Here is a 12,561-nt window from a genome sequence, read left to right as displayed (position 1 = left end):
ATTCTTTTAAGGCAATGTTTCTGTTTAGAAATCCTGTATTGAAATACGCCATGTTCACATCTTTTAGCATGTTGTGGGGTGTTCGACGCGTGTTTGTCCCATCATGCTGAGTACTAGCTTCTGATGCTGTGCGATTTGATGTGCACAGTAATAAAAGCTGCCATTGGAGCCACGTGGTAAACCACTATCTCCTTGAAAGGTGACGCTACTGCTATTGAGTGTTCCTTGCCAGCTTAATGCCCCATATTTCAAGGGATCCTGATGTTGACTTAGAACGGGTTCATTTGTATCGACTTGCCGGTTTTTGTTGTAGTCGATAAAAACCAAAAAACCTTGATTCCATTGGTTGCTTTGGCAACTGCTCTGATCAGGTGATGAACATATCACGACATTGGTGCGATAGATAGCGGCTGAGTTCTTGGCTTTTTGAATATGAAACTCCAGCAGGCGAGTAATATTTTTTGCTTCTGCTTCCGCCATAAACCGATGGTAATATGGCATTGCAAGGCTCGCGATAATTGCAATCACTGCAATCGTAACGATGAGTTCAATAAGCGTAAAACCATTATTCTTATTGTTTAACATGGTCGAGACCTGATTATAAAAAACAAGAAAAGAAAGATGAATTGTTGAGTTTTTACTGTTTATCTTTTATTCGTCAGAGATACTGTTAAGATAGAGCTGCGAAAACAATAAGTGAACTCGCGGCTGAAATTGAGCGAATATTTACTGAAATACAACGGAAATTGTAAATAATTTTGTCAATAATTCGCTTGATTAGAATTATCAAACACTTGGAAAACCTGTTAAGTGTTTGTATGATGCAAAGTGAGTAGCTTAAAAATAATACTGAGATGTAAAAGCGATCTCAGAATGTGAAGAAAAGTTTTAGGCCGAGCTTGAAAACAAATGTTATCTCTGGAGGATAATCCATGAAAATGAATCGTATTGCACTTGCTTTATTAGTTGCTGCACCATTCGCTGCAGCGAATGCTGGCGTTACCATTACTCCATTAATGGCGGGTTACACTTGGAACGAAACTCAGCATAACAATACTGGCAAACTTTTTTCTGGTACAGATGCGGATAACGTAGTAGAACTACAAGATGACGTATTCGTAGGTGCTGCTCTAGGTGTAGAACTTACACCATGGTTAGGCTTTGAAGCTGAATATTCTCAAGTTAAAGGTGATATCGATGCAGTTGGTGCATTAGAATCTCTTGGAACAGTTGGGGAGTATAAAAAACAGCAGTTAGCGGGTAACTTCTACGCGACCTCTGACCTGATCACTAAAAATTATGACAGCAAGATTAAACCTTACGTATTGTTAGGTGCAGGTCATGTGAAATATGAAGGTAAAGGTGATTTTTCAGGATGGGAAGAAGAAAGCACAATTGGTAACGCAGGTCTAGGTGCTTTCTGGCGCTTAAACGATGCATTGTCACTACGTACTGAAGCACGTGGTACTTATAACTTTGACAACAAATTCTGGGATTACACAGCACTTGCTGGTTTAAACGTTGTTCTTGGCGGTCACTTGAAGCCTGCTGCACCAGTAGTTGAACAAACTCCAGTGGTTGCTCCAACACCAGTTGTTGAACCACAACAACCACAACAGTTGACTGAAGATTTGAACATGGAACTCCGTGTATTCTTCGATACAAACAAGTCAAACATCAAGCCACAATACAAGCCTGAAATCGCGAAAGTTGCTGAAAAATTGGTTGAATATCCAAATGCAACTGCACGTATCGAAGGTCACACAGACAACACTGGTCCACGCGCATTGAACGAACGCTTATCTCTAGCACGTGCGAACTCTGTGAAATCTGCACTTGTAAATGAATACAATGTTGATCCATCTCGTTTGTCTACTCAAGGCTTCGCATGGGATCAACCAATTGCTGACAACAGCACTAAAGAAGGCCGTGCAATGAACCGTCGTGTATTCGCGACCATCACTGGTAGCCGTACTGTTGTTGCTCAACCAGCAGCACAACAACCAGCTCAATAATCTCTAACGAGATTATAAAAAACGGCTCTTAGGAGCCGTTTTTTATTGTAGATCATGCAAAATCTGATTTTACCAATTTTATAAAATCAAAAGCTTTAATTGATTGTTGTAAAGCTAAAACTCACAGACATCGCTAGATGTGGATGATGGAACTCATTTTTGTCCATCAATTTCAGAGAATGAGAGCCCCGATTATTTTAGTGTCTGACACTTGCATATAACACTTTAAAGCCCTGTGTGTCAGTCAAGATCTGGCATTGACCGAAGCTACGCTCCAATAAAGGTGGGTAATTTAAAAATCGGTTAGCGACAATCCAAAGTTCACCAGATGGCTTAAGATGCTGTTTGGCCTGCTGGCACAGCTGCTCACTGGCATCATAATCGGTATGAATTCCTTGATGGAACGGTGGGTTGCTCACAATTGCATCCAGATCATCAGGTGCATCGGCAATTCCCGTCACGGGGAGTACCTGTAAACGCTCTGGATTCAGTTGATTGATTTCGAAGGTTAATTGAGTCGATGCCAGCGCAAAGGCATCCACATCGAGCGCATAAATCTGGTTTTCTGGATTTAAACTGGCCATATAGCAACTGATGACACCCGCCCCACAGCCAAAATCCGCAATTTTTCCAGCTTTGACCTGAGTCAAATAAGGCAACAAGACTGCTGTTCCGATATCGAGCTGTTTCTGGCTGAATACCCCCGGCAAGGCACAGATGGATAATTCTTTATGCGCCGTATGTACCGTATAGGTTTTTAACCAGTTTTGTAGAGCCTTTCTTTCAGGTTGCTGAGCACTTTGCATTTGCCACATTTGGCAGTGTCGAGCACTGTCGATTTTGATGGCTTTGCCAAATACCTGTAGCTGTTTGGCTGCACGCTCAACCCCCCCTTTCTTCTCACCGACGATAAAAATCTGGGCACCCGGTTTAATTTGGCTTAAAACTTGATTGAGCAAATAGTCGAGTAACTCTCGTGATTTGGGTACAAAAATCACAGCCTGATTGAAATCAGCTGTTGGACATTCAATCAAAAAATGCGAGGTGATTTGCTGGCCAAGAAAGTATTGGTGATCGGCGAAATTCCAGGTCCAGACTTGCCCAGTGATCGGCGAAGGCAATTGTTTGAGCAAGCTATCACGAGGCGGATTAATAAATAAAACCTCTCCATCAAGCAGATCAATTTGTCGCAACACCACTTCACTTCGAGGATCCATACTTTTCCACTCTTTCATCTAACGGCCTATGCCAGGCATATAAGGTCTCTTTTCGCTGAATAGCTTAATTTGAATTGACAGAGGCGGGAAGGGATAAGTGCAAGATTCTATTCATTTGTGCGATGAACCGCTTCAGTATTGTAAATAGATTGAGCCAAATGGCCAATGAGGTGATCCAGACCATTCAACAAAGATTGTATGAGTAGCCTATTTTTATGAGGTATCCTCATTTTATTCATATGTCTTTTGGAGCATAAGAAGGGCTGACGTTATATACCTGTTTGGATGTACAGTGTATGTTTGCGATCATTTTTGAAGGTGGCCATTTAATTTGCCAGGCAAGGGATTTAAAAATTTGCTGCCGATTACAGCAGAGCGAATATAAAATGAGGATGAGTGATGATCTTTATTTTCTGAATTGCAAGGAGATGTTACAGTATTTTTGGCTTAAATTATGATCAAAGTCGAAGGAGATCGATAAACAGAGGAGGGGGAGTCAGATTATTTTTTGTTGAATCCCAAGCATTAACAGACATTTCGATCAAAATATCGATGTTAACCGGTCTGAAGATAAGACAAATTAGGCAATTAAACACCTCAGCAAAAAAATCAGGTTTCGTCAATAAACTGTCACTACTCAAGAGTAGTGTTTTTTTGTATAATTTGCCCTCAAAATTTTAAACGTATCGAATTTCATGTCAGATATCAAAACTCTCCGCAACATCGCAATTATTGCGCACGTTGACCATGGTAAAACCACTCTTGTCGATAAACTTCTTCAACAATCAGGTGCACTCGGTGAACGAGCGGGCGAGATTGAGCGTGTCATGGACTCAAACGCGCTAGAATCAGAGCGTGGTATTACGATTCTTGCAAAAAATACGGCCATCAAATGGTTAGACAAGCGTACTGATACTGAATACCGTATCAACATCGTGGACACCCCGGGACACGCCGACTTCGGTGGTGAAGTAGAACGTGTATTGTCGATGGTAGACTGTGTACTGCTCCTTGTAGACGCACAAGAAGGTCCAATGCCACAAACTCGCTTTGTAACACAAAAAGCGTTTGCTCGTGGTTTGAAACCAATCGTGATCATTAACAAAGTCGACAAGCCAAGTGCACGTTGTGACTGGGTAATCGACCAAGTATTTGACTTGTTTGACAACTTGGGCGCGACTGACGAACAGTTAGACTTCCCGATTGTCTATGCTTCAGGTCTACGTGGTGTGGCTGGTCCAGCACCAGAAGAACTTGCTGAAGACATGACTCCGTTGTTTGAAACCATCGTCGACATCGTAGAGCCACCAGCGGTGGATGTTGATGGTCCATTCCAAATGCAGATTTCATCGCTCGACTATAACAGCTTCGTGGGTGTTATCGGTGTGGGTCGTATTCAGCGTGGTTCTGTAAAAACCAACACACCTGTAACTGTGATTGATAAAGATGGCAATACACGTAACGGCCGTATCTTGAAAATCATGGGTTACCATGGTCTAGAGCGTGTTGATGTTGAATCGGCTTCTGCGGGTGATATCGTATGTATTACCGGTATTGATGCACTCAATATTTCTGACACGATCTGTGATCCGAAAAATGTTGAAGCATTACCAGCACTTTCTGTAGACGAACCAACCGTATCGATGACCTTCCAGGTGAACAACTCACCATTTGCTGGTAAAGAAGGTAAGTTCGTGACTTCACGCAACATCCGTGAACGTCTGGATCGAGAATTGATTCATAACGTGGCGCTTCGTGTAGAAGATACGGACAGTCCAGACCGTTTCAAAGTTTCTGGTCGTGGTGAGCTGCATCTTTCAGTATTAATTGAAAACATGCGCCGTGAAGGCTTCGAAATGGGCGTATCTCGTCCGCAAGTAATCATCAAAGAAGTTGATGGTGAAAAACAAGAGCCTTATGAAAACGTAACCTTTGACGTTGAAGAACAGCACCAAGGCGCTGTAATGGAACAAATGGGTCACCGTAAAGGTGAAATGACCAATATGGAAGTGGATGGTAAAGGCCGTATCCGTATTGAAGCGACTGTTCCTTCACGTGGTTTGATCGGTTTCCGTTCTGAATTCTTGACCATGACTTCTGGTACAGGGATCATGACGTCAAGCTTCTCGCATTATGGCCCTGTAAAACAAGGTAGTGTTGCGAAACGTCAAAACGGTGTATTGATTTCGATGGTTCAAGGTACTTGCTTGGGCTATGCATTGTTCAGCTTACAAGACCGTGGTCGTCTATTTGCTAAGCCACAGTTGGAAGTTTACGAAGGTATGATCGTGGGGATTAACTCGCGTTCAGACGATATGGTGGTTAACCCAACTAAAGCGAAACAGCTGACTAACGTTCGTGCATCGGGTACTGATGATGCATTGACCTTGACTCCGCCAATCGAATTCACGCTTGAACAAGCGCTTGAATTTATTGAGGATGATGAGTTAGTTGAAGTAACACCTAAATCGATCCGTATCCGTAAGCGTTATTTGACTGAAAACGAACGTAAGCGTAACCGCGACAAATAAGTTATTCAGTGAAGTTGAAAAAACCGCTAACATCCGTTAGCGGTTTTTTTGTGAACATAAGTTACAAAATGAAACTGGCGTGTGATAAAAAATTGCTAAAGTAACAATAACTACTGACTAATCATCACCCTATAAAAACACTGATAAATGGTGTTTGGAGTTTCTATGAGTATCATTCAAGAATTTAAAGAATTTGCCATTAAAGGCAATATGATGGATTTAGCCATCGGGGTCATCATTGGGGGGGCATTTGGTAAAATCGTCGACTCTCTGGTGAAAGACATTATCATGCCGATCATTACCCTAATCACTGGCGGCGGCGTGGATTTTACCCAAAAATTTATTGTCCTTGGGGATAATCCGAATAATTTGCAGTCTTTGGATGAGTTGACCAAAGCAGGTATCAACGTATTGACCTATGGAAACTTCTTGACCATTTTAATTAATTTCATCATCTTAGCTTGGGTGGTCTTTCTGATGGTGAAAATGTTGAACCGCATGCGTCGTACTAAAGAAGAAACACCGGCAGCACCCGCACCAACGCCCGAAGACATCCAGTTGTTACGTGAAATCCGGGATGAGTTGAAGAAAAAGGCTTAATGATTTTAACGTTGAAAAACGGTGCTCAAAGCACCGTTTTTTATTCTTCGGACGATTGTAGGACTGGTGTTTAGACAGATTCCATTTTAACATGCGGCCGATTCGCAAAGGGATGAGTTGTTGATGAACCGATTATTTGTCTATGGAACACTGTGTCCAGGTCGTGAGAACGCCCATATTTTAGAGCCGATTGGCGGAACCTGGAGAAAAGGTTCTGTGCGGGGTGTAGTGCATATTCTGGATTGGGGACCTGATCAAGGTTTACCAGCGATCGTGCTGGATCCTGAAGCCGGTAAAGTGGAGGGTGATCTGTTAACGACTGAACAGCTGGCCCAGCACTGGGAGCGGATTGATGCGTTTGAAGGGGCACAATATGAACGTGTACCGGTACAGGTTGAACTCGACACGGGTGAAAAGACCGATGCCTGGATTTATGTCATGAAAGAGATGAAGTAAAAAACAGTCTGTAAAGACAGCCATCCACTGATGGCTGTTCAGTTTTGTTATTAAAAATCCATACGGAATTTGATTTCCAGTAAATGCCAGCCAAACTGGCTTTTGATCGGGCCATGCAGCTCACGCTCTTTCAGGCTAAACACGGCTTTGTCGATCGGGCCAACCAGTTGCCCTTTTTTGACTTCACCCAGTTCGCCACCACGTTTGGCTGAGTTACAGGTCGAGTGCTGCTTGGCCATTTTGGTAAAGTCTGCACCGTCCTTGATTTTCTTTTTCAGCTGTTCCGCGAGTTCTTTATCCTTCACCAAGATATGACGTACAATTGCGGTTTTCATGCTTTGCTTCCTCGGCTGGATTTAACGGTCGGTGCTTTGCTTTTCTTTAAGGGTTGGCATTGCGGGCAGAACACACTGGCACGCTGGCCCAGTTTTAGGTTTTCTAGCGTGGTTTCACAGTTCACACACATTTCTCCGGCACGGCCATAGGCCAGTAGGGTTTGCTGGAAATAGCCATTTTCTCCCATGGCATTGGTGTAATCGCGTAATGTTGAACCACCGAGTTCAATCGCAAATTTCAGGATGCGTTTAATTTCCTGTACTAGCTGTTCAATCTGTCGCATATTCAGCGTGGCAGCGGGTTGTGCCGGGTGAATGCCGAGGTTAAACAGACTTTCAGTCGCGTAAATATTGCCTACACCGACCACGACGTGGTTATCCATGATGGCAACCTTGATCGCCGTCTGTTTGTTTTTGAGTTTCTCGGCCAGATAGGCCGCATTGAAGGATTCAGATAAAGGTTCTGGCCCCAAGGTGTCCAACAGCTTGTGCTGTGTTTCCGGATTGAGCCACAGAATGCAACCAAAGCGTCGCGGGTCATGATAACGCAGCTGGATATCATCAAACTGCAGAATCAAGTGATCATGTTTGCGTAATTCATCCTCTGCCACACATAAGCGAAAACTACCTGACATGCCCAAGTGCCAGAGCATAGTATCCTGTTCAAATTCAGCCAGAATATATTTGGAGCGACGCGTTAACTTCAGCAGTTTTTGTCCTTGCAGCTTGTCTAGATCCTCCGGAATCGGCCAGCGTAGACGTGATTCACGTATTTGAACATGCTGAACGGTCTGTTCAAGCAGGGGCAATAAACTGGTTTTGGTGGTTTCGACTTCAGGTAATTCAGGCATGGTCAGTTCAGCAAGCGAGGATGCAGAGAAAATTGGGGCATAAAGCTTATTTTACAAGAAAATATCGCCGATTTTGCAGCCATGTGCCTATTTGAGCCGATGTAAAGGATTTGCTTATTCATCAGTTTTACTAAACCTCAATGATATAACCGACTCACGTGAATCCAGTTTCTAGACCGTTAAAAAGTGCTATAACAGAAGACAATCAGGCCCGTTAATGAGTGAAGGATCATGAGCTTACTTTTTCAACCTATTCAATATGGGGAATTGGCTGTTGCCAACCGGATTGTGATTGCCCCGATGTGCCAATATTCGGCCAATCTGCAAGGAGAGCTAAGTTATTGGCATGAACAGCAATGGGCGACTTATGCCTTATCCGGGGCAGGTTTGTGTATTGTCGAAGCGACAGCCGTACAGCCAGAGGGACGAATCAGTTATGCCGATTTGGGGCTTTGGAATGACCAGCAGCGAGATCAGATCAAAGCCTTGTTAGAAAAAGTACGTAGCCTGTCACCGATGCCATTTGCCGTCCAGTTGGCACATGCGGGGCGCAAAGCCTCAACCGATAAGCCATGGCTAGGGAAAGGGCAATTGCCACCGGATGATCCGCATGGCTGGCAAACCATGGCTCCGAGTGAGATTGCCTTTGGCTCGGATGATTTGGCACCACAAGCATTAACCCTGCAACAGATCGAGCAGGTTCAGGCGGATTTTGCAGCAGCCGCAAAACGTGCAGTAGAAGCCGGTTTTGAGCTCATTGAAATTCATGCCGCACATGGGTATTTATTGCACCAATTCTTGTCCCCTTTATCCAATTTGCGTCATGATCAATATGGGGGATCCTTGGAAAACCGGATGCGGATGACTTTGGAGGTAGTGCAGGCAATCCGTGCAGCAGTGCCGGAAAACTTCCCGGTCGGAATCCGGATTTCTGCCAGTGACTGGATGGATGAGCAAAACGGTTGGAATCTTGAGTCAAGTATTGAACTGGCCAAAGCATTGCAACAGTTGGGTGTTGCTTATATTCATGTTTCCTCTGCAGGTCTGCATGAAGCACAAAAGATCCAGATTGGTCCAAATTATCAGGTACCATTTGCTGAAGCGATCAAGCAGGTGGTCGAGATCCCGGTCATTGCCGTGGGACTGATCACGGAAGCCGAGCAGGCGGAACAGGTCTTGCAGCAGGGTAGAGCCGATGCTATCGCACTGGCACGGGCCATTTTGTATGATCCACGCTGGCCTTGGCATGCTGCGGCACAACTCGGGGAACAGATTGCAATTGCACCCCAGTACTTGCGTTGCCAGCCACATGAGCTGAAAAACCTGTTTGTCCCTTTCGAAGGGGACTAAACAGTTGTTGTGTTCAATATAAAAATGGGCTGAATGATTCAGCCCATTTAGTTTGTAATTCTGTCATCAAAATTTAGCTTTTGCTTTTGGCTGCTGCCGGTTTGACTTTTTCTGCCATCATTTTTTCTACAAGGGCTAAAGACTCTTTGGCATTCGGGACATTTTTTTGTGCCAGTAAGCTAAAGATTTCTTTGGCTTTCACTAGATCCTGATCGATGATATTGCCATTGGTAAACATGTTGCCGACGGCCATTAGCGCCGGAATGTAACCTTTTTCAGCCAACTGCTGGATAGCAGTTAAACCACTTTTGACACTCTTTTCATCTTTGTTTTTAAAACCCAGATTGATGTCATACAGTGCTTTGGCATAAATTGCTTGAGGGTGATTTTTCTTGATCAACGGTTCAAGTTTGGCCAGACCTTGTTTATCTGACTCAGCTTTATTTTCCGAGAAGAACAGTACGGCCAAATCGACATTTGCATCCTCAAAACCGGCTTTGGCTGATGCCTGGAAATATTCCTTGGCCTTTTGTACATCCGGTTTCAGTCCTAGGTTGCCACCCATCATATAGCTTTTCGCCAAGGTATAATTGGCGAGTGGATCCCCTTTTTTAGCGGCTTGCTGGAACAGATCCAGTGCTTTTTTCTCATCTTTTGTGGTGCCTTGACCGATCTGGGTGAGCACCGCTAGATGATAAAGCGCTTGCACATTACCTGTTTTGGCAATCTTTTCCAGTTCTTTATAGGCTCCCGCATAATCTTTGGCTTGAACCAATTTTTCGACTGAAGCAAAGACAGGATTTTGTGCTGGAGCAGCCGTTTCTGCAAAGGTGAGTGTGCTGGAAATGCTGATCAGGACAGCCAATAGAATTTTTTTCATCATGTAAAACCTTGAGAAGAATAACCCGCATCATTCCATTGATGGGTAAAGAAGATGATTCATTCATCATAAGAGCTTTTTGTAGAATGTAAATATCGCCAGTGGTCGAAAGCACAATAAAATCAGGTAGGCGGGCGAAGGGTTAAACCATAAAAAAGAGCGGTCAAAACCGCTCTCTATCGGTAACAATGGTGTTGTTATTGTGGGCGTGCCACATCGCCGTTGAGGGCTTCAGGCAACGGCAAGACCACTAAACCGAGCTCTTCCAGTGCAGCTGGCTTGGCAATCACTAAAGCTTTATAGCCAGCTTCGATCGCGATGCTATTCACGACTTGGATATCATTATGTAATTTTGTTGCAGGAGCTGGTACTTCACCTGTACCTTGTACCAGATGCAGCCAGTGTTTTGGTTTGGCTTTAAACCATAAACGCGCCACGATCTCCTGTCCAAGGTAACAGCCTTTGTCATAATGCACGCCTTCACGCTGGTGCAAACGTAATTCCTGTGGCTGAAACTCATGTTCGGTAGCTTGACTGATCCAGGCCTGTCCCTGCTCAATCGCCTGTAATTGCCAGTTTATGAGATCTGTCGAGCTTTCAGTAAAGTAGGTACTATCTCCTTCGAGAATAGGGAATACCGTACCTGCTTCTTCCAGTTTGATTTTGGAAAAGGCCCCAAACTTGCGGATATGTTTGGCAAATTCTTCAGCCTGATCCTGCATAACCACAATTTCAAAACTTTCAGGGCTTAGTTTTTTCAGCCATAAACCGAACTGAATCCGGCCTTTCAGGTCACAGATTGCAGTATAACGCGTGACATTTTCTTCTAAACGTTCAACATGCAACGTAACTTGGCCTTGCAGGAATTTTTGTGCATCAACACCGTTCAGGGTGAAACGAGAGAAAGCAAAGTCGTTCATGGGATGGTCTCGAATGTCAATCTAGTACTAAACAATGAGGCTTATTTTGCTTTATTTTGACAAAAAAAACACTGTTTAGACTGCAAATGGCAGATATCCAGGCCAGTAAAACTACACCACGGGTTTTTGCTTTTAACTCATGAAAATTTATGCTGATTTTTCAAATAGCGAGTCTCAGCATGAAAATGATGAAATCAGCCACTCAATGATATTGAAATAGCCGAAAAAGGCTTCTAACAGCAATTATGTTATAAAGAACGCCTCTCATAAACCGTGATAGATATAAAAATGTCATGCTTAACTGAACCCATTGAGTAAGAAGAAAATAAACACATCAAATGTAAATAAGGACGTTCATCACTCGAAAAACATCCTGCAAAGGCGTAAATTAGCCACTTCTTTTGCTCTCAGCATTTCAAGTTATGGCAATCAGTTGGGTTCTTTTTACGCTGATGGCGGCATTTATGCAGGCCTGGCGCAATGCATTTCAAAAACAGCTCAGTAGCAGTGTCGATATTTATGGAACAACGCTGGCACGTTTCCTGTTTGCGCCAATTTTTGCCTTTAGCTATCTGGCAATCTTATATAGCCAGCAACCGATTACAGCCCATGTGACTTTTTCAAATAAATTCTGGGTGTACGTGGTGATTGCCGGCATGAGCCAGATTTATGCTACGGCCTTGATGGTCAAATTATTCCAGCAAAAAAATTATGCAATTGGGATTGGCTTGGCGAAAAGTGAAGCCATTCTGGCTGCCTTAATTGGGGTTGTGTTTCTACAGGAACATTTAACCGGCTGGGGCTGGCTTGGGGTGTTGATCGGAGCGATTGCGGTTTTCTTGTTGAGTAAAGGCAGCCGACATACAGAGTTATCCGTCAAAACGCTTATGATTGGATTGGGGAGCGGGCTGTGTTTTGCTGTTACTTCTTTGCTGGTGCGTGAAGCCAGTTTAGAACTAAGTATGTTGCCTTTTTTGCATCGTGCGGCATGGGTATTGTGTTCACTGATCAGTTTTCAATGTGTGGCGTTGTTGCTGTATTTAGCTCTCTTTAGCCGAAAAACGCTATATCACATGTGGCAACGTCTGGGCTTGACCTTTAAGGTGAGTGTCTGCAGTTTTCTGGCATCATTAGGCTGGTTCAGTGCCATGAGCATGCAGACCGTTGCGATTGTGAAAACCTTAGGTCAAGTCGAGATTTTGTTTAGCTTATTGATCTCGGCATTCTTCTTTAAGGAAAAACTGGCCCGATCTGACCATCTGGGTTTATTGCTCGTGATTGTGGCGGCCATCATGGTGATCTGGGCTTAGCCAGCCTTTCACTATCTTTTTCTTTGGAATCACTCAGCGCTAAGCTGTGACGCAGTACGTCCAGAAAAAGTAATGAGATCCGGAAGATTAATCAGT

At 43.8% G+C, this 12,561-nt stretch carries 12 protein-coding genes; 6 read left to right on the top strand and 6 right to left on the bottom strand.

Features of this window, described 5'->3' with window-relative positions; genetic code table 11:
* Positions 1 to 63: 63 nt before the first annotated feature.
* Positions 64 to 585, bottom strand: a complete 522-nt coding sequence (locus PAE54_RS03970) for a GspH/FimT family pseudopilin (protein WP_326518511.1) — start codon at positions 583 to 585, stop codon at positions 64 to 66.
* 347 nt (positions 586 to 932) lie between these two features.
* Between PAE54_RS03970 and omp38 the strand changes: the two genes are divergently transcribed.
* Positions 933 to 2,015 (top strand): outer membrane protein Omp38, encoded by a 1,083-nt coding sequence (gene omp38 / locus PAE54_RS03965; RefSeq protein WP_326518510.1) that lies wholly within the window; start codon positions 933 to 935, stop codon positions 2,013 to 2,015.
* A gap of 197 nt (positions 2,016 to 2,212) precedes the next feature.
* On the opposite strand, the gene PAE54_RS03960 is transcribed toward omp38, so the two are convergent.
* Positions 2,213 to 3,232 (bottom strand): methyltransferase, encoded by a 1,020-nt coding sequence (locus PAE54_RS03960; protein WP_326518509.1) that lies wholly within the window; start codon positions 3,230 to 3,232, stop codon positions 2,213 to 2,215.
* Positions 3,233 to 3,927: 695 nt separating this feature from the next.
* Between PAE54_RS03960 and typA the strand changes: the two genes are divergently transcribed.
* The 3 genes from typA to PAE54_RS03945 all read left to right on the top strand — a co-directional run bounded on the left by typA (position 3,928) and on the right by PAE54_RS03945 (position 6,819).
* Entirely contained in the window at positions 3,928 to 5,763 is a 1,836-nt protein-coding gene (typA, locus tag PAE54_RS03955) for a translational GTPase TypA (RefSeq protein WP_326518508.1), read from the top strand.
* A 165-nt stretch (positions 5,764 to 5,928) separates the two neighbouring features.
* Positions 5,929 to 6,363 (top strand): large conductance mechanosensitive channel protein MscL, encoded by a 435-nt coding sequence (gene mscL, locus PAE54_RS03950; RefSeq protein WP_326518507.1) that lies wholly within the window; start codon positions 5,929 to 5,931, stop codon positions 6,361 to 6,363.
* A gap of 123 nt (positions 6,364 to 6,486) precedes the next feature.
* Positions 6,487 to 6,819 carry a gamma-glutamylcyclotransferase family protein gene (locus PAE54_RS03945; RefSeq protein WP_326518506.1) on the top strand — a complete coding sequence of 111 codons (333 nt, stop codon included), beginning with the start codon at positions 6,487 to 6,489 and terminating at the stop codon, positions 6,817 to 6,819.
* 50 nt (positions 6,820 to 6,869) lie between these two features.
* On the opposite strand, the gene PAE54_RS03940 is transcribed toward PAE54_RS03945, so the two are convergent.
* Entirely contained in the window at positions 6,870 to 7,154 is a 285-nt protein-coding gene (locus PAE54_RS03940; RefSeq protein ID WP_326518505.1) for a peptidylprolyl isomerase, read from the bottom strand.
* On the bottom strand, positions 7,151 to 8,005 hold the full coding sequence (mutM, locus tag PAE54_RS03935) for a bifunctional DNA-formamidopyrimidine glycosylase/DNA-(apurinic or apyrimidinic site) lyase (protein ID WP_326518504.1): 855 nt from the start codon (positions 8,003 to 8,005) through the stop codon (positions 7,151 to 7,153). Before mutM ends, PAE54_RS03940 begins: the two co-directional genes overlap by 4 nt.
* Positions 8,006 to 8,236: 231 nt before the next feature.
* Between mutM and PAE54_RS03930 the strand changes: the two genes are divergently transcribed.
* Complete coding sequence (locus PAE54_RS03930; protein ID WP_326518503.1) at positions 8,237 to 9,355, top strand: NADH:flavin oxidoreductase/NADH oxidase; 1,119 nt, start codon at positions 8,237 to 8,239, stop codon at positions 9,353 to 9,355.
* A gap of 73 nt (positions 9,356 to 9,428) precedes the next feature.
* Here the strand turns inward: PAE54_RS03930 and PAE54_RS03925 are convergent, their stop codons facing one another.
* Positions 9,429 to 10,235: a tetratricopeptide repeat protein gene (locus PAE54_RS03925; protein WP_326518535.1), complete on the bottom strand. Its 807-nt coding sequence runs from the start codon at positions 10,233 to 10,235 to the stop codon at positions 9,429 to 9,431.
* Positions 10,236 to 10,432: 197 nt separating this feature from the next.
* Complete coding sequence (gene ygfZ, locus PAE54_RS03920; RefSeq protein ID WP_326518502.1) at positions 10,433 to 11,155, bottom strand: CAF17-like 4Fe-4S cluster assembly/insertion protein YgfZ; 723 nt, start codon at positions 11,153 to 11,155, stop codon at positions 10,433 to 10,435.
* Between the two features lie 422 nt (positions 11,156 to 11,577).
* On the opposite strand from ygfZ, the gene PAE54_RS03915 reads away from it, so the two are divergent.
* Positions 11,578 to 12,465, top strand: coding sequence for a DMT family transporter (locus tag PAE54_RS03915; protein ID WP_326518501.1), 888 nt, complete (start codon positions 11,578 to 11,580; stop codon positions 12,463 to 12,465).
* Positions 12,466 to 12,561: the final 96 nt, after the last annotated feature.

Origin of the sequence: Acinetobacter minutum, assembly GCF_035916735.1 — a bacterium.
Taxonomy (GTDB): domain Bacteria; phylum Pseudomonadota; class Gammaproteobacteria; order Pseudomonadales; family Moraxellaceae; genus Acinetobacter.
The sequence above is the reverse complement of the archived record's forward strand: the minus strand, read 5'-3'. Positions and strand labels throughout refer to the sequence as shown.